This is a genomic window from Symploca atlantica LB2515, from assembly GCF_052546295.1.
Genome location: NZ_JBQWMT010000001.1, coordinates 5,329,247 through 5,354,842 on the forward strand (window position 1 = coordinate 5,329,247; position 25,596 = coordinate 5,354,842).

Genomic DNA, 25,596 nt, shown 5'->3' on the forward strand with positions numbered 1-25,596 from the left:
GCAACACCAGAATTTCAAACCCTACCCCGGAGTGCCTCTAATTCTGCCTGAAGAGACAAAGGCTGATATCCTAAAGCAAAAGCCTGGGAACTATCTAAAGAGGTATCAGGTGACCTTGGTGCGGCCATGGGCAGATCTTTTTGTTGACAAGCTTTAATCTTTTCTGGGGGTAGTCCCAGCGCCTTGGCCATTAAGCGACCAAATTCATAGCGCGATACTCGCTCTTTACCACCTAAGTGTAAGATTCCCTGAGCTTTTTCCAGAGCCAGTAACAGCCCCTTAGCGGCAGTTGTACCACTAGCAGGTGTTCGATACTCATCTGTGAATAAACTCAGCTCTTCTCCAGCCTTTAGAGCCTTGATGAATGGTTGAATAAAGCTAGTTGCACCCGCAGCTACAGTGCCAAACATCAACGGCATCCGGCAAACAGCAGTTTTTGGATAACGTTCTAACATGCCTTGCTCAGCCATAACTTTTTGCTCACCGTAATAGCTGATCGGACACACGGGATCCGTCTCCCGATAGGGTGGGTTGAGTCCATCGAAAACTAAGTCAGTGGAGGTAAAAGCGCAAGGGATGGCATAATCAGCACTCAACCCGGCAAGATTGCCAGAGGCTGTGACATTGATTAGGTAAGATTCCTCAGGGTTCTTTTGGCATATATTAGGACTGGATTGAGCGGCGGTATGGACAAGTGCTGCTGGCTTAACCTCACTGAAAAGGTTCTTGATCTCCTGAAAGTTGTTTAAGTCAACTTTGACAAGGGTAATACCGGGAATCTCTACCCTTCGAGAAAAGTAGGTGCCGTAAACGTCCCATTCTGATTTGGCTAGCTGGCAAAGATTCCACCCCAAAAAACCACTAGCACCTGTGACTAAGAGTCTTTTCATACTGATAAAGATATTAGGTCGTAGAGTGTCGCAGTAGCCCAGTTGACCGCAAGCATTAATTAATATTCCCTTGAATCTGGCTCTGGGTATTCTAGATATTCCTCTGGCGGTAGCGATTCCTGGGATTGGCCAGATAAGCGCCACAAAAGAGGTAGAATTGCTGCGCCTATGATGCCAATACCGACACTAAAAGCCAGCAAAACACCGAACGGTAGCTCAATCGATTCCCAATTGAGAAATCGCAGCGATACAGGTGCGACGTTTTGAATAGATAAAAGAGCGATCGCTGCGATCCAAGCGGCTATCAGCAGAGAAGTCAGTAGATTAGTAACAGTTTTCATCTTTAACTCCATATTAATCGCAGCTTTTTCCTGTGGAGTAGTCAGCGATAAACCTACTGTATCAAACACCGTAAAAAGTGAGTTCCCTTGCCAGATTAGTGCCTCAATGGCCAAAGCCTTCTTAGGAAATTGACAGCAATAACAGCTTCTAGTGTTTCATTTGCTGGATTGGAATGGTAAATTAACTGCAAAAGTAGTTTAATGAGCGAGCTTAGCTGCCCTTAGTCTTTTGCCATTGCAACTATCATAATTAATTATTATCATCGGAGCTGTGAACCATCGTGATCCAGACTGAAACCCCAAACCTACACTCGGTTCAAACTGAAGTTTCTCGTCTGCGAGAAGAGTTGCAACTTAGAGATCAGCTGGTGCAGCAGCTATCTCAAGAACTATTCCGCCTCGTCAAGGGCAATGCCAATTTTCTGCCCCCACCGGAGGTTTCTGAGCGTCACCAAGCTCAGATGCGACTTTTACAAGAACAGTTGCAAGACGTTGAGCACCAGGTAAAATTCTACCAAGAGGAAATTTCTGGCCGTGATGGAGAAATTTATCAATTGCGGCAATCGGTACAAGAATTAACCGACCGTTCACGGATGCTAGAGCAGGTAGTCCAGGAGCTACCACAGATTTATCGCCAGAAGTTTGCCCAACGTATGGCACCAGTCAGAGAAAAGGTAGCGATGTTACAAAGGGAAAACCGTCAACTGCACAGTGAACTCCAGAGTGTTAGTTACCGACTGGCGGTGAAAAATCGTAACATCTCGCGCATTGATTTACCCAATTTCTGCCGCCCCCGTGTTGGCCCGATTCCTACATTTGGGAATATCTAAATCTCTCCTGCTCTTCAATAACCAAATTGACAAGAACAGGAAATTAGTTGGGGCAAAACCCGAAACGGCACGAAGGTTAGTTTGGGTTGAAGGTTGGAGTTGATTAGGGTGTATGTACACCGGCTTGCCGAAGCATTGGTTGTCAAGACAACCTTCAACCCCCAACCCGTTAACCGTTAATAACCCCCGCCTGGTATGAGTTACTGCCTCAACCCTCGTTGTCCGAAGCCTCAAAACCCAAGTGATGCTAAGTTTTGCTCAACTTGTGGTTGCCGTTTGCTCTTGGGCGATCGCTACCGAGCTTTACGGCTGATCAGTCAAGAGGGTATGGGCCGAACTTTCCTCGGTATAGATGAACAAGATACCTCGCCACGCCAATGTATCATCAAGCAGCTCTCTAGAAAAAATCAGGGAGCTAAAAATATTAAGCAGGCTGCTGAGTTGTTTCGTCAAGAAGCGTTGCGCCTGCAAGCATTAGGACAACATCCCCAGATTCCCCAACTCCTGGCGTATTTTGAGCCGGATAAGAGTGCAGCAACAGGCATGATACCTGCCTTGGTGCAAACTTTCATTCCAGGAGAAAGTTTAGCTGAAGAATTAATAGACGATGGTTCTTTTAACGAAAGCGAGATTCGGCAACTGCTGACCGAAATGCTGCCAGTGTTGCAATTTGTCCATAGTCATCAGGTAATTCATCGGGATATTAACCCCCAGAATATCATCCGTCGCTATAGTGATGGTAAATTGGTTTTGGTTGATTTTGGTGCGGCAAAATTCACGACAAAAACGGCTTTGGCAAAGGCGGGAACAGTTATTGGCTCTGCCGCTTACACAGCTCCAGAACAGTTAAGAGGTAAAGCCGTTGCTAGTAGTGATTTATATAGTCTAGGAGTAACTTGCATTCATTTGCTAACTAGCGTTCACCCCTTTGACTTGTTTAATAGCCTCGAAGGCACCTGGATTTGGCAAGATTATCTGACTGAGCCAGTAAGTGAGCAGCTAAGTCAAATTCTTAATAAGATGCTCCTCTTTGCTCTGAAACGGCGCTACCATTCAGCAGCTCAAATTCTCGAAGATCTTACTGAGGGAAATTTGGCAAGCAGGCCAAAAACTTTTGTACAGCCGAGTTCCTTGTCTTCAACTATTCAACCAGACAATCTCACCCCAACTTGGCAATGTATACGCACCCTGACAGGTCATGCAAGCTCGATCCATGCAGTTGCCTTAAGTACAGACGAAAAGTTTCTTGCTAGTGGTAGCGCCGACAAAACCATCAAAATCTGGCATTTGGATAGCGGGATAATTGATTACACTCTCTTTGGTCATTTAAACCTAGTTGATGCTGTTGCCTTTAGCCCAGACGGATACCTACTTGCTAGTGGTAGCTGGGATCACAGGATTAAAATCTGGAATTTAGAGACGGGTGACTTGATTCACACCCTCTGTGAACACTCTGGCTGGATTAAATCTCTGGTAATTAGCCAAGACGGGCAAACCCTTGCTAGCGGCAGTTCTGACAAAAGTATTAAAATTTGGCACTGTGAAAGCGGTCAATTAAAAGCTACCTTAGAAGGCCATACTAGCGCTATTGATGCTCTCGCCTTCAGCCTAGATGGAAAAATGCTTGCCAGTGGTAGTGGCGATAAAACGATCAAGCTTTGGGATGTACTCAGTGGTAAAGTACGGCTGATACTTAGGGGACATTCCCAGACAGTCAATTGCCTTAGCTTTAGCCCTAGTGGTCAAATTCTGTTTAGTGGCTCTCTAGATAAAACAATTAAAATCTGGAATTTGAACAGCGGCGAACTACTCAATACTTTCAGTGGTCATACTAAAGCAGTCAATGATCTTGATCTTGATGCTCAAGGTAACACCCTCATTAGTGGCAGTGCTGACCAGACAATCAAAATTTGGCATCCCGGCAGCGGTAAACTATTGCATACTCTCTCTGGGCATACTGCTGGTGTGACTGCTTTGGCTATTAGTGCTAATGGTCGGATAATTGGCAGTGGCTCTCAAGATAAAACCCTCAAAATTTGGCAATTTCAGTAATGCAAAGTCTTGACTCCCAAAAATATGGTTTAGCTCTCCACACCACTAGTCCCCAACTGGGGCTTGCCATAAACAACTTTGCTCATGACCATCGCTGCCAAACCTGGGATTTAGGACGTGATTTGTCTAGCCATTTGCATCTGCATCTCCAGGAATTTCTAAAACCCCAGACTTGGGGAGATTTAGCTTTTATTGCCGTAGCCAGAGGGCCGGGTAGCTTTACAAGTACTCGCATTGGCGTTGTAACTGCCCGGACATTAGCACAGCAGTTGGAACTTCCCTTGTTTGCTATTTCGACATCGGCGGCTTTTGCTTGGCGGAAGGCGGCACAAGGAAATGGGGAGCCAGGTACACTTATCTCCTCCTCGGATCAGCAATTGCCAGCTAGTACTCTAATTGCCTTGCAAATGCCTGCTCAGCGTGGTCAGTTGTTTACCGCTGTTTATCAGGTATCTTCCGATGCTGCTAGTCTTACTCAGATTATGCCAGATGTGTTGATGACCTTGGAAAAATGGCAACAAGTTTTAGCTGCTTTGGAGATGCCTTATCAGTTAGTTGAGGTTCCCGCAGATTTGGGTATTTCTGCAACAAGCTTACTGGAACTGGCTTATTTAGATTGGCGACAGGGAAAGCGTCCTCATTGGTCAGAAACACTGCCATTTTATGGGCAGCATCCGGTAGCAATTAATTCATAAGACAGAGGGTAGTAGGCAGTAGATTTATAGCGGTTCTTACCTGGATAGAACACAGAAATTCTGGTGTGGGATAGGGGGAATAAGGGAGTGTTAAAGTTAAATACTTTTGAAATTAAGAAATTTACCGATAACTAAAGCTTCAGCATAGCTGCTTCCTGCCTTTTTTTTGTAAGTGGCTAGAGTGTTGCCTGAACTGCACTCTAGTCTGCTATTTCCACCATCTTTGTAAAGAATTATTACTCAAAATAAGGTTCTGCATAAAAGCTAGAACTAACCGTGAAAAGTAGGCAGGTAAATCAAAACTATAAATTTTGAAGATTCAGATTAACGCCCCGAAAAACCATGACTGTAGCAACACTAGACCCAAGCAAAGCAGAAGCCTTTGCTGCCAGAATGTTCGATATTCTTAATAGTAGAGCACTGGCATTGATCACTTCTATTGGTCACCGAACTCATCTGTTCGACACCATGGCTTCTCTACCCCCCTCTACAAGTGAGCAGATTGCCCAAGCAGCAAGCCTCAATGGTACGTGCGCGAGTGGTTACGTGCCATGGTCACAGGTAGTATTGTTGAACATAATCCGGTGACTCTCACTTATCACCTGCCTCCAGAGCATGCTGCTTCCCTAACAAGAGCAGCCACACCCGACAATATTGCTGTCACGGCACAATTTATTCCACTCCTAGCAACAGTCGAAGACAAAAACAAAGCGGCTAAGGCTGTGGTGTGATATGGCTTTGAAGTACTTCAGTTACATCCCATTCATACCGCACATTTTCCGCACAGCCTAGCTTCCTGAAGAGTAATGCAAAAAATCGGCATGAGCTACGAAGGATGTCGCCGTCAGCATCTACTCAAATGGGGAAAATTTGAAGACTTAGAGGAGTACGGCATCCTCAACAGCGATTGGCAAATCACATTTAATGCGTAATCAACCACTAATACTAGTCAAACAAATGAAGCGAATTAGGATTTTTCTGCTCAGTTTACTAGTCACCCTCGCGCTTTTTTCCACCTCCCAGGTATGGGGTCAAGAAAGCGATCGCACAGTCAAGCTTTGGGATGGCTTGGGTGACTATCATCATTTCATTTCCACAAACTCACCGGAGGCACAGCGTTACTTTGATCAGGGATTGATTTTTGCCTACGGCTTTAACCACGCCGAAGCTGAACGCTCTTTCCGAGAGGCTGCTAGGCTCGACCCAGACTGTGCCATGTGTTATTGGGGAATAGCCCTAGTCCTGGGCCCCAACATCAACGCACCAATGGAAGACCAGGCGGTGTCTGAAGCTTATGCGGCAATGCAGAAAGCACTTGAGCTACGTAAGCAGGCTAGCAAGGAGGAAAGAGCCTACATTGAGGCGTTACAAAAACGCTACTACTCAGAACCTGTCGCAGACCGCAAACAGCTTGATCTCGACTACGCCAACGCCATGCGAGAGATAGCGCAGCAATATCCAGACGATCTAGACGCTGCCACCCTGTTTGCTGAAGCGCTTATGGATACTAGCCCCTGGAATTATTGGACAGAAGCAGGTGAACCAAAACCTGAAGCAGCCGAAATTCTGGCTATTCTGGAGTCGGTACTCAAACGCTATCCTGACCACATCGGGGCAAACCATTTATACATTCATGCTGTGGAGGCATCGCCTCATCCGGAATGGGGATTGGCCAGTGCTGACCGTTTGCGTGACCTAGCACCGGCGGCCGGACATCTGGTACACATGCCTTCCCATATCTATATCCGGGTTGGCCAATATCACAATGGTTCCGTTGCTAATGAGCGGGCGATCAAGGCTGACCAAGCCTATATCGCTCAATCCCCAGCCGAGGGTATTTACCCACTCGCCTACATGCTCCATAACTATCACTTCCTCTGGGCCACTGCAACCATGGAAGGACGCAGCGCCACAGCGATTCAAGCGGCTGAGGATACTGCTTCCAGAGTAGACCGCACTAAGATGCTGGAGCCTGGGTGGGGTGCACTGCAACACTATTACTCCGTACCACTTTACGCGCTCACTAGGTTTGGTAAGTGGGAAGAAATTTTGAGAGAGCCCGCACCAGAGGAGGAACTCCAGTATCCTACGGGAGTTTGGCATTACGCGCGGGGAATTGCCTACACCGCAAAAGGTCAACAAAAAGCAGCAGCGCAGGAACTGGAAAAACTAAAAGCGATCGCCGCAGAACCCTCGTTGGAGGAGTTTAAAATCTGGGGTATTAACTCTGCCGCCAGCCTGTTGCACATTGCCTCTGAAGTTTTGTCGGGTGAGTTAGCCGCCAAAGAGGGAAATTATCAAACAGCGATCGCACATTTAGAAACAGGCGTTCGTCTGGAAGATGCACTGACTTACACTGAGCCTGCTGATTGGTATTATCCAGTACGGCAGTCCCTGGGAGCAGTTTTACTCGCAGCCAACCAACCAGCAGCAGCAGAAAAGGTTTATCGAGAGGATTTGAAACGCTATCCTAACAACGGTTGGTCTTTGTTCGGACTTCAGCAAAGCTTACGGACGCAGGAAAAAACCCAACAAGCTGAGCAGGCCGCCAAGCAATTTGGCCAAGCTTGGGCGATGGCCGATGTAAAACTCAGCAGTTCGCGTTTATGAGGTATTTGTTAGGATTTATCAGCCTCCTTTTTTCTATTTGATATAACTAGATGAGGCCGAATCCGGCAAGTGGGATTAAGGGTATGGAAGAGAGCAAAAATTACTACCAAGTAAGTAATAAAATAGCCACCTCAGGACAGCCAACACAAGAGCAATTTGCCAAAATTGCCGAAACTGGTTACCAAGCTGTGATTAATCTGGCTTTGCCTTCATCTAACAATGCCTTAATAGATGAAGGTGCGATCATTACATCTCTGGGCATGGCTTACTTCCATATTCCTGTTATTTGGGAAGCTCCGACAATAGATGATTTGCAACTGTTTTTTGGCATAATTGATGCTCTTAGAGACCGCAAGTTTTGGGTGCATTGTGCTCTAAATATGAGAGTTTCTTGCTTTATCTATCTGTATCAAAAGTGCGTTTTAAAGTTACCTGAAGAGGAAGCTAATTATCCCATGGTGAAAATTTGGCAACCTCAAGGGGTCTGGCAGCAGCTAATTGAAGAGGCTGAAGTTGTCTTTAGTTAATGCTTACTCAAGAAACGATTCTTAGAGGAGAATGGACTTCTGGCAAAAGTGCTTTTTTAATTTTTAACCATAGATGGACACAGATGAATTTGATGGGATTTGTTGATTTTTGCAGGAGGTCTAATTAAAGTGAACATTCAGCAGGCTTTTAATGCTGCTGCTGCCGATTATGATGGTCTGCGCCGCATCCTAATCCCTTGTTTTGATGACTTATACGTTTTATGTTGCCAGATAAAAAAAGAGTAATGATTTTTGATACCACGATGCGTGATGGTGAACTTACGCCAGGTATCAAAATGAATCTTCAAGAGAAAATCAACATTGCTAAATTGCTAGAGGCAATGGGTGTAGATGTTATTGAAGTTGGTTATCCGGGAAGATATGAAAAAGATTTTGCTGAGATATTCACGATATCTCAGCTTATTGGTAATTCTACTATCTGTGGTTTAGCCAGTGCTAATCAAGAGGAAATAATCAGCGTTGCTGAAGCAATTAAGCCTGCTTATCGAGGCAGAATCCATACTTATGCTTTAGTAAATCTGAGTGGTCAATCTCAGCTCGAAAAAGAGCAAGTGTTAGAGAAAATCAAAGTAAGCGTATCTCTGGCGCGCAATTACTGCGATGATATCGAGTGGAGCGCTTTTGATGCCACCAGAAGTGAGCCTGATTTTTTGTGTAAATCGATTGAAACTGCAATCCAGAGTGGCGCTACGACTGTTAGTATCCCCGATAGTCTGGGTTTAGCATCACCTGAAGAATTTTCCCAGCTTCTCCAACGGATTTTTAACCAAGTGTCCAATATTGACCAAGCAATTATTTCCGTGCACTGCCACGACGATTTAGGCCTAGCAGTAGATAATTCGCTGATTGCTCTCAATTGTGGTGTTCGACAAATTGAATGTTCTATTAATGGTTTAGGAGCCAGAAAAGGTAATGCCGATTTAGCAAAAGTTGTTAGCGAAATTATAAATCAGAAGCATTTTCAACTGGAAGTTGATACCTCCTTAATCAGTAACGTATCAGAACTAGTTTCCCAGATAAGCAAGGGTAGCTCAGAAAAAATAGTAAGCTGATTGCTGGTTTATCGATTTAGTAATTAGACACACTTTGTCTGAGCGGTGGTAATACTTACACCTACACTGCTTAGGGTTAGTTTTCCTGATCAATGAGAATAGTTAAGGAAAGTTTTAGCCTCTTTTCAACACCAATATGACCTAATTAAGAGAAGTTGTTTGGTTCACAGTTAGTAACCAAAGCAACATTTAAATTTTCTAAGGCTTCCACTAACCACTCTACACTGTCCCTCGCATAGGCTTGATAGTGGTTAAACAGAATTGAAAATCGCTTTTCTAAGTAGGGTCTCACAGAACTACAGAGTAGTACAATCCTCATTAAAAGACCAATAGTAGGCGTAATACCCAAGTTGCCAGTCAGGTCAGAAAAGATGTAGTGTGTTGGTTGCTCTACACTTTCTACCACTAAGAAACTTAATAGTCTCTTGCAGGTTCCCTCTAATAAAGCATCATTAAGTTTTTGATGATCGTTCTGAGAGAAAGTATTTTGTAGCTGTTGATGCAACAGTTGGTTAAACTTGCATGCTCCGTACTTAGTGTCAATTGAGGCAATGAGATATTCGTACAACTCTTCTTTAAAAGTTTGGTAGGAGGGAGTCCAGCGACTATAAGTAATAAACTGTTGAGCTAAGTCGCGGTAGGTATTAGAGCTATCAACTTTGCCTGTAAAGTATTGTAAGGCAGTATCAAGTTGATCATTGCTCAAAAGGGTGGGGTTTTTGCGAGTGCGCCAATTGTTTGGCATGTTTTGACCAAGTTGTTGACTAACTTGACTAACAGCAGAATTACGGGATAGTTCTAGTTGCTGATAGGTAATATATTGAGACAAATTAATTTGAAACTGTCGCTGTACTCTGGCTCGAGCTAATTTGACCTTTTTTCTTTCTTCATCAGTGCTATCATCCCTGATAAAACAGTGTTCGTATAAACAAGGATAGCGACGAATTAAAGTCTTTAACGGCTGAGCACCTGCGTAACCATTGCCTCCTGTCTTCTGGCGAATTGCTTGAGCTAAATTGCGCAGTTTTATATATTGCTCCGTTTGCGTAAAAGCCTGCACTAGTCTAAGCAGGCGCTGCGCTGTTGGGGAGGGTGCTAACCCCGTAGGTAAACTTTCAAACAGTGCGATTAGTTCCGGAATAGCACCCCGGAATAGCGGTTGCTCTAACCATCGATTAATCAGAATGTAGCAGCTACGATTGATAATAAACTTGAATTCTACCTCAGCAAAATGTGAGTTCACAATATTTTCTAAGGCTTGACATACTTGAGGGTGAGGATATCCTACTCCATCAATAAACAGGCTACGAAAGTTCTTAATCAACTCACTAGGAGACTCCGTAGCAACGTGCGTTAGTAAATGAGTGTACAAAAACTGCTCGTCTACAGTAGTCCGGCGATTATTGCTGTTCAACCTAGAATCGGCCACAGTTAGTACCCCCATATCCAAAAAAAATGATTAAGTAGCACTAGCCCTCCCTATTAAGAGTTTAGTTAATAAACTTTTCCGCAAATCTGTGACCAAGCATCAAAAGCACCAAGCATCTATTCTATGTAGATTCTATGTAGATGTCTGGTAATTGCTCTCCAGTTTAGGGCAGAAGAAATTTATCAATGTACCAATTTGGCATTAGAAAAAAAGCGGGTCAATCAATAGGTTAGAATGACCGAGTTTTGGCTATTTTACAAGATCAGTTTTGTCTCACCCTTGGCTTGGTTAACTTCTAGCTGTGGCTGATACTCTTCACTCAGACAGCAATAGATACCTGGCTAACCTTGAGCAAAACCTCGGATTTAGAACTCCTGACTTTACTTAGTTTGAGTTTGAGTTTACACTGGGACTAGCCGACGATACTGATTGCCCATAGCACCACTGGCAAAGTCACGAAAGCTAATAGTGTAGATACTACGACAACTCTGGCTGTGCAAGCAGCATCACCTCCAAATTCATTAACCATCAAAAACGCACTCACAGCAGAAGGCATTGCACTCTGCAAAACGACTACTTGTAAGTCCAGCTCTGTCAAACCGAGTAGTTTAGCAACTAGATAGCCTGCAACCGCACCTCCCACCAAACGCAACAGACTAGCAGCGCCCTCGTAGAGTTTGAGTTCAAGGCGGCTGTTGGCAATTTGCATTCCCAGTAATAATAAGGCGACAGAGATGGTAGCTTGAGCTACTAGATGAAGACTCTCGTCCAGCTTGAAAGGCAACTGCACCCCTGACCAGCGCAAGCCTAAACCAGCAATCATTGCCCACATCAGGGGTAGTTTCAGAGTAAACAGCACCCCTGACCAAAAACCACCTCCCTTGAGGAAAGCCGGCGCTGTCGAGAAGATCACAATGCTAGAAGCAATCATATAAACCACAGCTCGCTCTAGTCCAGCTTCTCCCAAAGCAAACAAAGCGACAGGAAGACCCATATTTCCTGTGTTAGGGAAAGCACTAGTGGCCACGAGACTTTTTTGCACTGGCGTTGATAAACCCATTCTCTTTGCCAACACCCAGGCTAGGAGACACATTAGCAAGTAGGTAAGGGTAAACCCCAGAAAAATACCCACAGCATTCTCAGCACTGAGAGTAGTACGATACAGGCTATCAGCCACTAGTGCAGGGAACAATACATACAGGGAGAGGCGGGAGAGAGTCGAGATGTCAAGTTGCAGGGTTTTGCCCGCCACGAAGCCAACGAGAACAATCAACGCCACCGGGATAACCGCAGAGAGGATGGCAATCATACTAGTGCCATGTCTATATTAAAAATGAGTAGAGAAGAAAGTCATTATCCCAAAAAGACATAGCATTCGTAAGATCAGTGTGGACTAAAACCAGTTATCTTTAAGCATAACCAGCTTCACTAGGAATGGCATAGTGCTTAGTGACCTAAGAGTTTATCTCGCAAATGCTTAATGCGATCGCGATATTTCGCTGCTTCCTCAAACTCTAGTTGCTTCGCCGCCTCTTTCATCTGCTTTTCTAGTTGACCAATTAACTCCGGAATTTGCTCCAAGGGCAGATCATCTAACTGTTCATAAGCTGTTTCTAACTGTCCCGCATTCAAGCGCCGTGAGACATCTAAAAAGGCTAAAATCGCATTACTGGATTTTTTCTGAATTGGTTGGGGTGTAATCCCGTGCATGCGGTTGTGCGCCAACTGAATACCGCGACGCCGTTCCGTCTCCTCAATGGCTCTACTCATGCTATCAGTCAGATTATCAGCGTAGAGAATCGCTTGCCCACGCACATGACGCGCCGCCCGACCAATAGTTTGAATTAGCGATCGCTCAGTGCGCAAAAATCCTTCTTTATCTGCATCTAAAATAGCCACCAAAGAAACCTCTGGCAAATCCAATCCTTCTCGCAATAAATTGACCCCAACCAGTACATCAAAGTTACCATCTCGCAACGACTGCAAGATTTCAATCCGCTCGATTGGTTGAATTTCTGAGTGTAAGTATTGCACCCGAATTCCCCTTTCTTGCAGATACTCTGTCAGGTCTTCTGCCATGCGTTTAGTTAGAGTAGTAATTAGCACTCGTTCACTGAGGCTAACTCGCTCCTTAATTTCCCCTAACAAATCATCCACTTGTCCTTCTGTGGGACGCACAAAGATTTCTGGATCAACAACACCAGTGGGGCGAATTACCTGTTCAATTACTCGGTCTTCTGATTGTTCAATTTCCCAGTTTGCAGGTGTTGCTGAGACAAAAATACATTGATCTACCTTTTTCCAGAATTCCTCTGCCTTCAAAGGACGATTATCCGCCGCACTCGGTAGACGAAAGCCATGGTCAATCAACACTCGTTTACGGGACTGATCACCGTTGTACATGCCGCGAATTTGTGGCACGGTAACGTGGGATTCATCTACGATTAATAGCCAGTCTTTAGGGAAATAATCAATTAAGCATTCTGGCGGTTCACCAGCTTTTCTACCAGCCAAATGACGAGAATAGTTTTCTACGCCGTTGCAGTAACCGACTTCTCGAAGTAGTTCTAAATCATAACGAGCACGCTGTTCTAACCGTTGGGCTTCTAGTAATTTTCCAGCTTTCTCTAATTCCTCTAAACGCTGCTTTAGTTCTGCATTAATGTCATCACAGGCGTCTTCTAATTGCTCATCCGGGGTGACAAAGTGACGCGCCGGATAGATATTCAAAGCGTTCAAAGTTTGGATAGTCTGACCAGTCACAGGGTCAACGTAGCGAATGGCGTCAATTTCATCCCCAAAAAATTCGACACGGATAATCCTGTCTTCGTAAGCTGGACCAATCTCTAGAACATCTCCCTTAACACGGAAACGCCCCCGTCCCATCTCTAGGTCGTTACGAGAATACTGCACAGAGACTAACTCCCGCAATAGCTGGCGTTGGTCAACTTCTGCCCCGACATTTAGGGGAATTGCCGCCTTGAGGTATTCTGAGGGCATGCCTAGACCATAGATGCAGCTAATCGAGGCAACCACAATCACATCCCGACGCTCAAATAGCGATCGCGTTGCTGAGTGTCTGAGCATATCAATTTCATCATTAATCGCCGCCGTTTTTTCGATGTAGGTGTCACTAACCGGGATATAAGCTTCTGGTTGATAGTAGTCGTAGTAAGAAACGAAGTATTCAACGGCGTTATTGGGAAAAAATTCCCTGAACTCATTACATAATTGAGCAGCGAGAGTTTTGTTATGAGCCAGAACCAGAGCAGGCTTACCTATTTTCTCAATAACGGCAGCAACTGAAAATGTCTTGCCAGTTCCCGTAGCACCGAGAAGGGTCTGAAAACGGTTACCGCCTTTCAGTGAGGTGGTTAATTGGGCGATCGCTTCTGGTTGATCGCCTGTCGGTTCAAAGGGGGCTTGGAGATGAAATTGCGTCATAATCTGTTTTGAGCCAGTTGCCTTTATCTTTTTGAGGGGGCTTGGGGGAGCTATAAGCATGTCCTTGAACGAAGTGAAGGAACCCACGCCGTACTTGTACCCAGGTCGGCGTTGGGATGCTTCGACAAGCTCAGCAACAACATGGACTCCCCCAGTTAAGTTTACGGGACTCAATGTTCTTAAACTTAACATTTAGTGCAGCACTATTATCCAGTAAATCTAGTATAGTACTGGGATGCTGACACTTACTCACCGCTACCGAATCTATCCAAATACCACTCAGGAGCAACAACTCATTGAGTGGATGGAAATTTGTCGCAATGCATTTAACTATGCATTGCGAGAGATCAAGGATTGGTGCAACAGCCGTAAGTGCTTGGTTGATAGATGTTCCCTGGAAAAGGAATACATCCTCTCTGCCGATCAGAAGTTTCCTGGCGAAATTCAACAGCTTAATAACTTGCCAAAAGCTAAGAAAGAATTTCCTAGATTGGGTGAAGTTCCTTCTCAGGTTCTTCAGCAAGCCATTAAGCAGTTGCATAAAGGTTGGGAGTATTTTCAGAACAGAGGATTTGGTTTTCCACGCTTCAAGAAATACGGGCAGTTCCAGTCGTTGCTGTTTCCTCAATTTAAGGAGAATCCAGTAACGAACTTGCATATTAAGTTGCCCAAGATTGGAGCAATACCAATAAACCTGCATCGACCCATTCCTTCTGGATTTGCGGTCAAGCAGGTGAGAATCTTGAGGAAAGCTGACAGATGGTATGCATCTATCTCTCTTCAGTGTGATGTCAGTGTTCCTGACCCAACTCCTCATGGGCATCCAATTGGGGTGGACGTGGGGCTGGAGAAATTTTTGGCAACGAGTGATGGTGTTCTTGTAAAGCCTCCTAAGTTTTTCAAAGAGTTGCAAAGTGAGCTGAAATTGCTGCAACGCAGACTCTCTAGGAAACAGAAGCGGTCTAAAAACTACGAGAAACAACGTATTAAAGTTGCTCGACTTCACCACCAAATCGACAACACGAGGAAAGACTTCCATTACAAACAAGCCCACGCTCTTTGTGACGCGGGTGATATGGTTTTCATGGAAGATTTGGATTACCGAATCATGGCTAAAGGTATGTTTGGGAAACATACTCTTGATGCTGCATTCGGACAGTTTAGAACCATCGTCAAATATGTTTGCTGGAAACGAGGAAAGTTTTTTGGTGAAGTTGATGCCAGGGGGACTTCTCAGCAGTGCCCTGAATGTGGTGGGGAAGTCAAAAAATACCTGAGTGTGAGAATCCATAATTGTCCTCATTGTGGATACAAAACTGATCGAGACGTAGCCGCAGGTCAAAATATTAGGAACCGAGGAATTAAACTCATTAGTACCGTTGGACAGACGGGAAAGGAAACTGCCTGTGCAGACGTTCTACCGGGGATTGAGGTAACTCAGTCTAGGCAAGTGTCGAAATCCCGCAAGGGGAAAACCAGGAAATCAAAGAAGTGATTCTTTGGAAGCCCACACTGTAATCTTTGATTCAGTCTGGGAGGATGTCACTCAATATGCTAGGCAACTTCTTAAAATATCATCCAACCAAAGCTGGGGTTTTGGGCAAGGTTACTAGAGCGAGTCTTAGGCATTTCTGCCAGTTTTTGGAACAATCGCGAGCGACAATATCAAAGGACAAACTGGAATGGGTGTGTTGATCTGAATCAAAAAAGCAAATTGTCAGTCGATCAGCTTAATGAGCCTGAAACTATGGTATGAAACAACAGGTACTGACTGAACGCCTGCCTCTTGAAAGATGACAATTGAAGTTGACTACCGCTTTCCACCAGGTATTGATGCCGAAAAGCAAGCCAAAGTTATTGCCATCGGTCAAACTGCTGGCACCTGGGATGCTCGTTTTGCCCACCGCGAGCAAGCATTGCGCTCGCATTTGGGTGAAGTGGTCAAGGGTCTGACGCAACCAGATGGTTCTAGTATTGTTACCATTCGTTTTCCTGAAGCCAATGTGGAAAATGATGTCTCTAGCCTGCTGACCATGATTTTTGGCAAGTACTCTATGGCAGGTCCAGCCAAGGTAATAGCAGTACGTCTCCCAGAACACTATGGCAGACGCCCCCAAGTTGGGATGAGTGGTATTAGAGAACGCCTGGGAGTGTTTGATCGACCCCTGATTATGGCAATTTTCAAGCCAGCGCTGGGACTTTCAGCCGATGACCATGCTGCCACTTTACAAGAAGTTTCCAGTGCCGGACTTGACATTATTAAAGATGATGAAATTTTAGGAGATTTGCAGGGAGTACCAACTCTAAAACGTCTGGAGGCGTGTCGCCAAGTACTTGATGAAGTTAAACAGCAAACTGGTCGTACGGTTCTTTATGCTGTTAATGTTACAGGTGCCGCAGACAAATTAATTGAGAAAGCACGGCTTTTGGTGCGTCAAGGGGCAAATGCCTTGCTTTTGAACGTCCTTACTTACGGTTTCTCTGTTTTAGATGCTCTAGCAGCAGATCCAGAAATTAAGGTGCCGATTTTTGCCCACCCTGCTTTTGCTGGTGCTCTGTGTGGGTCTCCCGACTATGGTATGGCTTACTCAGTGGTTTTAGGTACACTGATGGCTCATTGCGGGGCGGATGCGGTGCTATACCCTGCCCATTATGGTAGTTTGCCGTTTGACCCTGCTGAAGAAGCGCGGATTCGAGATAATTTGCGATCGCGTAATGTTTTCCCTGTTCCTTCTGCTGGTATTCATCCCGGTATCGTACCCCAAGCACTGGCGGATTATGGTCAGGAGGTGATCCTTAATGCTGGTACTGGGATTATGGATCACCCTGATGGCCCAGCAGCAGGTGTTCAAGCTTTCTTTGAAGCCCTAGATTGGCTTAAACAAGGTGAATCCTGGGAAGCGGAGAAACTGCCAGTTGGCCCACTGCGCCGCGCCCTGGAAAAATGGGGAAAACTCAAGTGAGAAAAGAGGTGAGATTTGCGACCGCTATCAATGCAAAATTCGGCAAAGCGAGTAGTTTTTTGTGACTTTGACGGCACAATCACAGCAGTAGAAACTTTTGTGGGTATGCTCAAAGAGTTGCTTCCTGAGTTGTCTGCCCAACTGATGCCGGAAATGTACGCTAGAAGGTTGACACTGCGGGAAGGAGTCAGGCAGCTTTTAGGGTCGATTCCCTCAGCATGTTATCCCCAAATTATTGAATATACAAAATCAAAGCCGCTTCGTCCTGGGTTAGAGGAGTTGCTAGACTTCCTAGATGTAGAAGGTGTTCCCTTTGTCGTGGTTTCCGGTGGTTTGCGAGGTATGGTGGAAACTGCCCTGAGTCGGATTGGTACAGGGGAAAAGTCTTTACTGGAGAGGGTAGCGGCAATCTATGCGGTTGATGTCGATACGACAGGTGAGTTTCTCCAGGTGATTTCCCCGTTTGAGGGAGATACCGAGCTCGTCGCTAAGGTGCAGGTAATGGCACAACACCCGGCAGAGGAACAAATCGCGATTGGGGATTCAGTAACAGATTTGAATATGGCACTTACTGCACCAGTAGTATTTGCCCGCGATCGTTTGAGCCAATATTTAGATGAGTATAACAAGCCCTACATTCGGTGGGATAACTTTTTTGATGTACGCCAGCAGCTATCTAGTCTGTGGTAAGTGAACAAGAAACTCAGGTTGACTGGGTTCCAGTATTTCGAGAACTTAGCAGCTCTGTTTCTGCTCGGATAATATCAGTAATTGTAATCATTCCTAAAAGTTTGCCGTTCTCAGTTACTGGTAATCGGGTAAGGCTGTGCTTATTAAGTAGATAGAGAACTTCATTCAGAGTATTTATGGGGCTAACAGTAACTACTGGCGTTGTCATAATTTCTCTGAGAGGTGTTTCCTCACTATAAGAACGACCATTTTCTTCGATTGGCTGTTGATATAGGTTAATCAGGTCTGTCTGGGTAACAATCCCTACTAACTTAGAGCCTTCTAGGATAGGAAAAGCGTGATGAGGAGAGTTAGTAAACACCCGAATCAAGTCCTTAAGCGTTAGGTGGCTATTGAGAGTCTCTATCGGGTCATGAGACATAACCTGATTTACTAGTAAAGTTTGTAGATGGTCATTCTCCGGATTTTCTTTTTTGAGGGAGATGCCATTCAATTCGTGAAGATGGTCATAGAGTGACCCTCTATCTACCATTTCTGATACTAAATAAGCAATTACAGAACTAATCATCAAAGGCAGCACGAGATTGAAATCCCTAGTAATCTCGAAAATAATGACCACCCCTGTGATTGGTGCTTTGTATACGACACAAAAGAGAGCCCCCATGCCTGTCAGAGCGTAGGTTGTTGGTTCTCCAACGCCTACCAGACTCAACTGCCAAAGACCGACAAGATGACCAAGGGCAGAACCCAAAACGAGGGTGGGAGCAAACAACCCTCCCGGTGCTCCTGAACCAGAGGCGACAATAGTCAGGCAAAAGTAAACAATTAAGGCAATTAAAGTTGTCTGAATGTCTGCTTCTCCACTCAGTAAAAATTCTCGCAAGCTGATATGGGTGAAGAATTCAGTCCGTAGCACCGATAGAATGAGACCACAAATTAAGCCGGCCAGCCCTACACGGAAAGGTAACTCTAGGCGCAAAATTTGTTGGTTAAATGTCAAACTCAGCAGAATCCACTTATTAAATAAAACTCCTAGTAATCCAGCTAGAACACCTAACATTAAGTAGAAGGGAATTTCTGGAGCCGAGAAAGTTGCTAGAGAGGTAGTTAGATTTAAGTCTAGGTCAAGGGGAAGCCCACCCAGCAATCGGGAAATAACGGCACCAATAAAGGAAGCCAGGAGGGTCGGACCAAGGGTTAAGCCGGAGATATCATGAAGCAGTTCTTCCACAGCAAACATGACACCGGCAATAGGAGCATTGAAACCAGCCGCTAATCCAGCAGCCGCTCCGGCAGCAATCATTTGACGTCGGTAGTCTGGAGAAGTTGGCATCCAAAGACTTAGTTGTCCTGCCAAAGCAGCTCCAATCTGCACTGTTGGGCCTTGCCTACCCAAAGTTAGCCCAGAACCTAGGGCTAAAGTAGTACTCAATAATTTGACTACTGCCACGCGCCCATTCAGGGTAATGGGAAAACCCGCGAGGGCGGCTTTGACTTGAGGAACCCCGCTACCGGAAGTTTCAGGGGCAAAGCGATTCACCAACCAGCCGGCTAGACATCCACCCACTAATCCCACAGTAGGTAGCAATAACCAAGCTGGCAGACTAAGAGTCAACTCAACTCGCCACAACCTCAGCGATGCTACTCCCTGTTTAAGTAGTACGGCTGCTAGTCCAGAGACTAAGCCAATCAGACAAGCGTCCACCATGGCAAAACCTGGGGATGCGAGGAGTTGACTCCAGCATTGGGAGATAGAGACAGGCTTCATGAAGTGATAATCCTGAGCTGCTCACAATAGAAGCAATCAGTCTGAGTGATTGGATTGTGATGGCTGCGCAATCACTCTCTCCTACCGAGTCCAAGGACTAGGATTAAAGTCACCTAAGACTGATTAAATTCAGTTCAATTCTCTCCTCGCACCAGGTCGATAGGGTGCTGCTCAAGACCTAGTTTCCGGAATATTTTTTCAATTGCCGAGGGAAAGTAGGCTAGTTAGAAATATTTCTTAAATTTATTAGAGGATATCTAGTTTCTTAACTAAAACCAGTACGGCTAAAACTATTACTTGAGCTTGCCAAAATTGTTTTTATATCTTTATTGGCTTTTATTACCAATATTCTTCAGAATGATTACCCTCAATCATAGCCTAATAAATCCATATTATCAAGCATATTGGCAAGTAAATCTGAGCAGGGAAAGCACCCCTCTCAAAGTACAAATTATTCAAGATACAAAGAGAACTTTAAAGTGGGAGTTGATACTTGATGAAAGTATGAAGTATCAAGTATAGATTTCTCAAAGCTTTTCTAGATAGAGGGGTGACAACCCTTGATTAAATATTTAATTTATTTTTGTAACAAAAATGACTAAGGTGTCTTGGTTTATATTCTAAGGTTTTATTAGCTTGAGTCAATTCAAAGAGAAATAAAAAAGTGAGGATCGAAAGTGAAAAATTAACAATAGAGAAGAACAATTAACTAATCATCAATTATCCCCACTAAAAGAAAGGGGGTAACTTTTGGTTGTCAAGGCTGGGAGATTGCAGAAACCAACAAGAAAAAGGTATGGGAAGATATCAAACAAATACAATCCTGTATTCGTAAAATTTTTGAGGTTAGAATGGATACCGATCCCAGGTCAACCCTAATTGCAGCTGCCGATTACTTTTATAACCGGGGCTGGATGTTGGGAACAGCCGGTAATCTCTCCGCTCGTACAAAGGACGGTAGCTTCTGGATTACTGCCAGTGGACGCAATAAAGGGCATCTAAGTTTTGGTGACTTTGTTCGCATCGCTAGCGATGGCACGGTGCTGCATAAACCTGATCTTGAGACTCGCCCTTCAGCAGAGACGACTATTCATCAGGTTATCTACTCACTTTTTCCCGATGCCGGGTCATGTTATCACGTTCACTCCATCGAAGCTAATCTAGTTTCTCGTTTTACTGATGGGGATGCTCTGGCTTTGCCGCCTTTAGAAATGCTTAAAGGTTTAGAGGTATGGCAAGAAAACCCCAAAGTATCAGTGCCTCTATTCGCCAATCATTTTGAGGTGCCTCAAATTGCTGATGAGATTCGTGAGCGTTTTCAGGATGTATTACCGCCAGTTAATGTTTTGCTCATTCGGGATCATGGTGTTACAGTTTGGGGTTCTTCAGCAGAAACTACCCGTAATTACTTGGAAATAGTAGAGTACATTTTCCAATACATGGTGGCTGCCCGAAAGACTGGCATAGGGTAGCGACGAAAAAAAGAAGTATTTCTAGAATTTTAAGGATACAGTGCCGCAGATGCTAACACAAAGTAATATGGTTGCCAAGGCTTGGCAAGCACTTGAAGATTCTCTTGTTTATTATGAAGGGCGTCCGGTTGGGACAGTAGCCGCTCGCGATCCAGATGTAGAAGCACTTAATTATAATCATTGCTTTGTCCGTGATTTCGTCTCTTCAGCGCTGATCTATCTGATGAAGGGCAAGCCAGAAATTGTTCGCAATTTCCTGATTGAGACATTAGCTCTGCAGAGCGAAATCAAGCAAATGGATTGTTTTAATGCTGGTCAAGGCTTGATGCCAGCCAGCTTTAAAGTGGTATCAAGCTATGGCAAACAATACTTAACAGCAGATTTTGGTGAACATGCGATCGCCAGAGTTACCCCTGTTGATTCAAGTCTTTGGTGGATTATCTTGTTGCGGGCTTATGTAAAGGCAACGGGGGATTTTGACTTAGCTCATAGAGCCGATTTTCAAAGAGGAATCATCGAGATTCTTAAGCTTTGCTTGGCAGATCGGTTTGATATGTTTCCCACAATGTTGGTTCCAGATGGCTCCTTTATGATTGACCGTCGTATGGGAGTTTATGAGCATCCTCTAGAAATTCAAGCTCTATTTTACGCCACCTTGAGGGGTGCACGTGAACTGCTGGCAGCTGATCGTCAAGGTGATATTTATCGACAGTTTATTTCTCAGCGGTTGAATACTCTTAATTTTCATATTCGAGAGTATTACTGGCTAGATTTAAAACGTTTAAATGATATCTATCGATATCGAGGTGAAGAATTTGGTGAAACAGCAGTCAATAAGTTTAATATTTATCCAGATTCTATACCTTATTGGTTAACTGAATGGATGCCGGACACAGGAGGTTATTTAGCAGGTAATCTTGGGCCAGCACGGATGGATTTCCGTTTCTTTGCCCAAGGAAACTTACTCTCTATTATTTGTTCTTTATCGAGTACTAAAGAGTCCCAATGGATTATGGATCTCATCGAGCAACGATGGGACGCTCTGGTAGGATGTATGCCCATGAAAGTTTGTTTTCCTGCGGTGGAAGGTTTGGAATGGAAGATATTAACTGGTTGTGACCCCAAAAATGTACCTTGGTCTTACCACAATGGAGGTAGTTGGCCTGTCTTGTTGTGGCCTTTAGTCGCAGCGGCTCTGAAGACGGGTAGAACTGACTTAGCCCAAAGAGCAATTAAAATTGCCGAACAACGCATTGCTGAAGACCAATGGCCAGAATACTACGACGGCAAAAATGGTAGATTAATTGGCAAAGAAGCACGGAAATATCAAACCTGGACAATTGCTGGATACCTAGTTGCCAAAGAACTAATAGACAATCCGAAAAACTTAGAATTATTCAGTTTTGATGAGGACATTGAATCCCTAGCCTGGTCTTGTCCTACTTCTTTTTAAGTTTCTCTCTAGACCGATAAGTTATCAGGGCAAAGTTTTACATGGGTTGGCAACTGAGTGTAGATATACCGACTCAGTTTGATGGCTAGAATCGAAAACGCGAGTGTGCCTCATCCGATTCAAAACTGCTGTAACCTAAGAAGAGAACTACTTTGTCCTGATACTTCCTCCAGATGATTATTGCAAGGAACTTGCTGTAGGTTGAGTTCATCAAAGGGTTCAGAAACTTCTTTGAGTTCTAGAGATTCGGGTACAGCCTGCTGACTATTGATCTCAAAGGTATAAATTCCTTGCTGCAAACCTTCTAGATAGAAAACTCCGGCGTCGTTAGTAACAGAAAATAGACGCTGTCCACTAATAGCTTCAATTGCTTCTACTCTGGCTCCACTAACAGGATTACCTTGTTCATCGGTGACCACACCTGAGCGACTATAAGACTTAATCAAAGGTATTGAAATAGGGGTATAGCTACCAGCAACCACATCAACTGCGTAAGCGTTAACAGTAGCTTGCCAATCAAGGGGGAAACCAGCAGGATCGAGATCAAGGCGATATGTGCCAGGAGGCAAGTGTATCATGATCTGATCATCTTGAATTTCTGGTCGCATATCCTTAAGGCTTCCATTGTTGAGGAGAACTAGCTCAGGATCGGTATAAAATTTCTCCCCTGCATCCCGTCTGCCATTTTGGTTACGATCAAAAAAAGGTTGAACTAAAAGTCCGCCTTGGGTGCGCAGATAGTTAGTTTGGACTTCGCTGGGAGTTATTCCCTGTTGTAGAGTGAGGTTGGAAACCAAATTTAAGCTAAATGCCGACTCATTGGAGGAAGCGGACACACCCTGATATTGCGCTTGTAGGCGCAAGCCCGGTATAATTGCCGTTGCAACTGAAGCAATAATACCGCTTCCCTGGGAACCAATGCCATAACCTAATTGAGTATCCCAAAGAGGATTACCATTGCTTAATTTTGTCCGTGAACGATAGCGCCAGCTAAGGCTGAGCAAGTTGTCAGGATTATTTTGGTTGCGGGTATCGTAGCTGAGAACTAAAGAATTACCACTGCTAGAATTGTTGGCAGTAAAGTGATAAGTAAGTGCAGATTGAGTAGTAACTTCGTTGCCAATTGACCTTAGCTCAAACTGATTGAGTCGTTGCAGTAAATTCCAACGGAAGCGACTTTTACTATCTAACGTGGCACTGGCGAAAGTAAAATAATTTTTGCCACTAAAAGCAAGCTGAATGCCAGCGGAAATTGCATCTTTACTGTTAGTGCTGCCGATGAAACTCAAACCAGGAAACACTCGCCAAGTAGTATTGAGTCTGGTGGAAAAGCGATCGCTAGTCAGTCTCGCGGTAAAGTTACGGGAAGGCTCAAAACTTAGATCTGCGTTAATATCCCAGTCACTATCTTCCGTACCTGTTAAGGCTGCAACAGTAACTTTTAAAGGAAAGCCTTGTGGTTGAAAAAATATTTCTCCTAAACCTTTGAGGGATTGGTCATAAACCGCACCCAAGCCTACTGTCAGGCTATTGGAAACACCCCAACGTCCTTGTGCTCCTCCTTGGAAATCTGAGAAATTACCCAGTAGCCCTTGATTTTCTAACCCTGAGTGCCGCCGCCAGCCGCCAGAAAGCACATAAGCTGAAGATCCCGCCGGGATTTGTCCTGGTAGGTTAGAAAAGGTAGCTGTGCGAATTTCGGGTTGCTCGGTTAGCCGTCCTTGAGGGTAAAGTAAAACACGGTAGTTACCCAAAGCTCCCTGCTCAAATTCGACATCTTCAAAGCGGTAGACACCAGTGGAATCAACTAAAACTTCTGCCAGGGTGTTGTTGCTGAAACCTTGCACTAGCTGCACTAAAGTACCAGGTTCAGCCTTTCCAGAAATCGTGCGCGACATTTGAGCAGCCTGGAGACGTTGCCTAGGATCCGCACTACCGTATAGTTGCAACTGTGGCACAAAACCGTTCCGTATAACTGTGGTCAATCCCCAATAGTCCCCCCCAGTTCGGCTGCGCCAAAAAGGTGATTGCGAGCCAACTATATAGTCAGTAGCATCAGTTTGTCGCTGAAATTGTGCTTCTGCAATCCTCCAAGTCTGTCTAGAAAATAACTCAGGTTGGTTAGCACGAACAAACCAACTACCGCCAAAGATACTACCGACTGCGGATAAATCCCCTCTGTAGTTGGTTGATGTTCCTTCCCTACCACTAGCATCGATTCGTTGCTCAAGTGCTCCGATTGTTAAGCTAGAAGGAGCAAATTTGGGCAAGCCTTCTGTTTGTACGATAATTTCTCTTGTGGTTCTTTGGTTCCCCTGATTTTGCAAAGGTGCTTCTAGAGCGATCGCATAATCAATGATGTCGAACTCTACCTCAACTCCAAATAGAGTACGTAGTTGCTCTACAGAAAACACTAACCCTATTTCTGGATCTGTTTGAAGTTGGTTCGGATTAATACGGAGAGCCAGCGAAGGCGATCGCAATTCGATTTGATTATCGGGCAAAACCTTGGTGTTTAATTTCAACGCTTGAATTACAGCGTCATAAGGTATTAGCCACTGCTCAAAATTCAGCGCTTGTGTCCCATTTTCTTGTCCACGTACCAACACACTAGTAATTACATTTCTTCTATTAAGTTTTATGCCAACAATAAAAGTGGTGAAGCCTTCGGGAACCTGAGCAAGAGGAGATTGAGTGGTTGGAAAAGTTACAACCTCCGACTCTTCTGGGGATAAACTTTCAGTTGTATTTGCAGTTTCTGAATTATTTGTAGGTAAACTAATAGCTTGCTGGGAATCATCCGCGTCATGAGGAACTAGAGTTGTGCTAGATGTTACTGCACTCGATGGTAATTCAATTTGGTTAATTGAATCATTAATCTCAGTTGGATATATTTTTAAATCAAGATTGGATACTGTTAAATTAACTGGAGTATTGATTTCAAAAAGATCTAATTGTTCCTGCCAATCATCGGGAATAGTAACTGTGATTGGTGGTGCCAGTTGTGCGGCATTAGACTCACCAACTAACTCAGGCAATTGAGGTGGGTTAGAGACAAGAGACTCAGCAGAGAAACTTTCAGTCTGAGTTGGTTTAGTCGGAAAAATTGCTGAATTAGCTTGCTTTTGTGCTGGTGTGTTGGCAATAATTAAAGATGTTGCTGTTACCGGAGCAGCTTTATCATAAATTGGAGGATTAACAAGCTCAGGCGAAATAGTCAGCAGGGCTAAGTAAAGCATAGTACTGCTTGGCAAAAGATTGCATATAGACAGCCCCCAATCATCACTTAGAGTTACTTTGAATGAATGAAACTCATAAGGAAGATTCGTTATTTTGGGCTTAAAATCCTGACAGATTCC

General features: G+C 44.5%; 19 protein-coding genes and 1 pseudogene. 13 read left to right on the forward strand and 7 right to left on the reverse strand.

The genetic code is table 11. The features are described from left to right. Positions 1 to 14 precede the first annotated feature (14 nt). Together ACT7WV_RS22190 and ACT7WV_RS22195 are read right to left on the reverse strand one after the other, a co-directional pair. Positions 15 to 890: an SDR family oxidoreductase gene (locus ACT7WV_RS22190; protein ID WP_445104962.1), complete on the reverse strand. Its 876-nt coding sequence runs from the start codon at positions 888 to 890 to the stop codon at positions 15 to 17. A 59-nt stretch (positions 891 to 949) separates the two neighbouring features. Further along, complete coding sequence (locus ACT7WV_RS22195) at positions 950 to 1,300, reverse strand: LapA family protein (RefSeq protein ID WP_445104963.1); 351 nt, start codon at positions 1,298 to 1,300, stop codon at positions 950 to 952. A 212-nt stretch (positions 1,301 to 1,512) separates the two neighbouring features. Between ACT7WV_RS22195 and ACT7WV_RS22200 the strand changes: the two genes are divergently transcribed. From ACT7WV_RS22200 to ACT7WV_RS22235, 7 genes and pseudogenes are all read left to right on the forward strand, one after another. Then, positions 1,513 to 2,061 carry an Npun_F5560 family protein gene (locus ACT7WV_RS22200; protein WP_445104964.1) on the forward strand — a complete coding sequence of 183 codons (549 nt, stop codon included), beginning with the start codon at positions 1,513 to 1,515 and terminating at the stop codon, positions 2,059 to 2,061. Between the two features lie 195 nt (positions 2,062 to 2,256). Then, on the forward strand, positions 2,257 to 4,113 hold the full coding sequence (locus ACT7WV_RS22205) for a protein kinase domain-containing protein (RefSeq protein ID WP_445104965.1): 1,857 nt from the start codon (positions 2,257 to 2,259) through the stop codon (positions 4,111 to 4,113). Further along, a complete protein-coding gene (gene tsaB / locus ACT7WV_RS22210; RefSeq protein WP_445104966.1) occupies positions 4,113 to 4,808 on the forward strand; it encodes a tRNA (adenosine(37)-N6)-threonylcarbamoyltransferase complex dimerization subunit type 1 TsaB in 696 nt (231 codons plus the stop codon). The genes ACT7WV_RS22205 and tsaB overlap by 1 nt, the downstream gene beginning before the upstream one ends. 342 nt (positions 4,809 to 5,150) lie before the next feature. After that, positions 5,151 to 5,512: pseudogene (locus tag ACT7WV_RS22215) on the forward strand (transcriptional regulator); the annotation flags it as partial. Positions 5,513 to 5,765: 253 nt separating this feature from the next. Continuing rightward, a complete protein-coding gene (locus tag ACT7WV_RS22225; protein ID WP_445104969.1) occupies positions 5,766 to 7,418 on the forward strand; it encodes a tetratricopeptide repeat protein in 1,653 nt (550 codons plus the stop codon). 83 nt (positions 7,419 to 7,501) lie between these two features. After that, a complete protein-coding gene (locus tag ACT7WV_RS22230) occupies positions 7,502 to 7,945 on the forward strand; it encodes a protein tyrosine phosphatase family protein (RefSeq protein WP_445104970.1) in 444 nt (147 codons plus the stop codon). A 245-nt stretch (positions 7,946 to 8,190) separates the two neighbouring features. Next, entirely contained in the window at positions 8,191 to 9,018 is an 828-nt protein-coding gene (locus ACT7WV_RS22235) for a beta/alpha barrel domain-containing protein (RefSeq protein ID WP_445104971.1), read from the forward strand. A 145-nt stretch (positions 9,019 to 9,163) separates the two neighbouring features. Here ACT7WV_RS22235 and ACT7WV_RS22240 read toward each other — a convergent pair whose 3' ends face one another. From ACT7WV_RS22240 to uvrB, 3 genes are all read right to left on the reverse strand, one after another. Further along, positions 9,164 to 10,462, reverse strand: a complete 1,299-nt coding sequence (locus ACT7WV_RS22240; RefSeq protein ID WP_445104972.1) for a hypothetical protein — start codon at positions 10,460 to 10,462, stop codon at positions 9,164 to 9,166. Positions 10,463 to 10,859: 397 nt separating this feature from the next. Next, positions 10,860 to 11,756: an AEC family transporter gene (locus ACT7WV_RS22245; RefSeq protein ID WP_445104973.1), complete on the reverse strand. Its 897-nt coding sequence runs from the start codon at positions 11,754 to 11,756 to the stop codon at positions 10,860 to 10,862. Positions 11,757 to 11,893: 137 nt separating this feature from the next. Beyond that, positions 11,894 to 13,891: an excinuclease ABC subunit UvrB gene (gene uvrB / locus ACT7WV_RS22250; protein ID WP_445104974.1), complete on the reverse strand. Its 1,998-nt coding sequence runs from the start codon at positions 13,889 to 13,891 to the stop codon at positions 11,894 to 11,896. Positions 13,892 to 13,949: 58 nt separating this feature from the next. On the opposite strand from uvrB, the gene ACT7WV_RS22255 reads away from it, so the two are divergent. From ACT7WV_RS22255 to ACT7WV_RS22270, 4 genes are all read left to right on the forward strand, one after another. Next, on the forward strand, positions 13,950 to 14,087 hold the full coding sequence (locus tag ACT7WV_RS22255) for a hypothetical protein (protein ID WP_445102991.1): 138 nt from the start codon (positions 13,950 to 13,952) through the stop codon (positions 14,085 to 14,087). Between the two features lie 39 nt (positions 14,088 to 14,126). Next, positions 14,127 to 15,386 carry an RNA-guided endonuclease InsQ/TnpB family protein gene (locus tag ACT7WV_RS22260; RefSeq protein ID WP_445102990.1) on the forward strand — a complete coding sequence of 420 codons (1,260 nt, stop codon included), beginning with the start codon at positions 14,127 to 14,129 and terminating at the stop codon, positions 15,384 to 15,386. A gap of 298 nt (positions 15,387 to 15,684) precedes the next feature. Beyond that, positions 15,685 to 16,854, forward strand: coding sequence for a RuBisCO large subunit C-terminal-like domain-containing protein (locus ACT7WV_RS22265; RefSeq protein ID WP_445104975.1), 1,170 nt, complete (start codon positions 15,685 to 15,687; stop codon positions 16,852 to 16,854). A gap of 30 nt (positions 16,855 to 16,884) precedes the next feature. After that, on the forward strand, positions 16,885 to 17,544 hold the full coding sequence (locus tag ACT7WV_RS22270) for an HAD-IB family phosphatase (RefSeq protein WP_445104976.1): 660 nt from the start codon (positions 16,885 to 16,887) through the stop codon (positions 17,542 to 17,544). Positions 17,545 to 17,557: 13 nt separating this feature from the next. Here ACT7WV_RS22270 and ACT7WV_RS22275 read toward each other — a convergent pair whose 3' ends face one another. Beyond that, the gene (locus ACT7WV_RS22275) at positions 17,558 to 19,312 is read right to left on the reverse strand and encodes a chloride channel protein (RefSeq protein WP_445104977.1); all 1,755 of its coding nucleotides are present in this window, start codon (positions 19,310 to 19,312) and stop codon (positions 17,558 to 17,560) included. 851 nt (positions 19,313 to 20,163) lie between these two features. Between ACT7WV_RS22275 and mtnB the strand changes: the two genes are divergently transcribed. Next, positions 20,164 to 20,784, forward strand: a complete 621-nt coding sequence (mtnB, locus tag ACT7WV_RS22280; RefSeq protein ID WP_445104978.1) for a methylthioribulose 1-phosphate dehydratase — start codon at positions 20,164 to 20,166, stop codon at positions 20,782 to 20,784. Positions 20,785 to 20,833: 49 nt separating this feature from the next. After that, on the forward strand, positions 20,834 to 22,237 hold the full coding sequence (locus ACT7WV_RS22285) for a glycoside hydrolase 100 family protein (protein ID WP_445104979.1): 1,404 nt from the start codon (positions 20,834 to 20,836) through the stop codon (positions 22,235 to 22,237). A 119-nt stretch (positions 22,238 to 22,356) separates the two neighbouring features. Here ACT7WV_RS22285 and ACT7WV_RS22290 read toward each other — a convergent pair whose 3' ends face one another. Further along, positions 22,357 to 25,476 (reverse strand): carboxypeptidase regulatory-like domain-containing protein, encoded by a 3,120-nt coding sequence (locus ACT7WV_RS22290; RefSeq protein WP_445104980.1) that lies wholly within the window; start codon positions 25,474 to 25,476, stop codon positions 22,357 to 22,359. Positions 25,477 to 25,596 lie beyond the last annotated feature (120 nt).

Coding starts and splice junctions, on each gene's coding strand:
- ACT7WV_RS22190 (WP_445104962.1), bottom strand. CDS start 890: ATGAAAAGACTCTTAGTCACAGGTGCTAGTGGTTTTTTGGGGTGGAAT.
- ACT7WV_RS22205 (WP_445104965.1), top strand. CDS start 2,257: ATGAGTTACTGCCTCAACCCTCGTTGTCCGAAGCCTCAAAACCCAAGT.
- tsaB (WP_445104966.1), top strand. CDS start 4,113: ATGCAAAGTCTTGACTCCCAAAAATATGGTTTAGCTCTCCACACCACT.
- ACT7WV_RS22225 (WP_445104969.1), top strand. CDS start 5,766: ATGAAGCGAATTAGGATTTTTCTGCTCAGTTTACTAGTCACCCTCGCG.
- ACT7WV_RS22230 (WP_445104970.1), top strand. CDS start 7,502: ATGGAAGAGAGCAAAAATTACTACCAAGTAAGTAATAAAATAGCCACC.
- ACT7WV_RS22235 (WP_445104971.1), top strand. CDS start 8,191: ATGATTTTTGATACCACGATGCGTGATGGTGAACTTACGCCAGGTATC.
- ACT7WV_RS22240 (WP_445104972.1), bottom strand. CDS start 10,462: ATGGGGGTACTAACTGTGGCCGATTCTAGGTTGAACAGCAATAATCGC.
- ACT7WV_RS22245 (WP_445104973.1), bottom strand. CDS start 11,756: ATGATTGCCATCCTCTCTGCGGTTATCCCGGTGGCGTTGATTGTTCTC.
- uvrB (WP_445104974.1), bottom strand. CDS start 13,891: ATGACGCAATTTCATCTCCAAGCCCCCTTTGAACCGACAGGCGATCAA.
- ACT7WV_RS22255 (WP_445102991.1), top strand. CDS start 13,950: ATGTCCTTGAACGAAGTGAAGGAACCCACGCCGTACTTGTACCCAGGT.
- ACT7WV_RS22260 (WP_445102990.1), top strand. CDS start 14,127: ATGCTGACACTTACTCACCGCTACCGAATCTATCCAAATACCACTCAG.
- ACT7WV_RS22265 (WP_445104975.1), top strand. CDS start 15,685: ATGACAATTGAAGTTGACTACCGCTTTCCACCAGGTATTGATGCCGAA.
- ACT7WV_RS22270 (WP_445104976.1), top strand. CDS start 16,885: ATGCAAAATTCGGCAAAGCGAGTAGTTTTTTGTGACTTTGACGGCACA.
- ACT7WV_RS22275 (WP_445104977.1), bottom strand. CDS start 19,312: ATGAAGCCTGTCTCTATCTCCCAATGCTGGAGTCAACTCCTCGCATCC.
- mtnB (WP_445104978.1), top strand. CDS start 20,164: ATGGATACCGATCCCAGGTCAACCCTAATTGCAGCTGCCGATTACTTT.
- ACT7WV_RS22285 (WP_445104979.1), top strand. CDS start 20,834: ATGCTAACACAAAGTAATATGGTTGCCAAGGCTTGGCAAGCACTTGAA.
- ACT7WV_RS22290 (WP_445104980.1), bottom strand. CDS start 25,476: ATGCTTTACTTAGCCCTGCTGACTATTTCGCCTGAGCTTGTTAATCCT.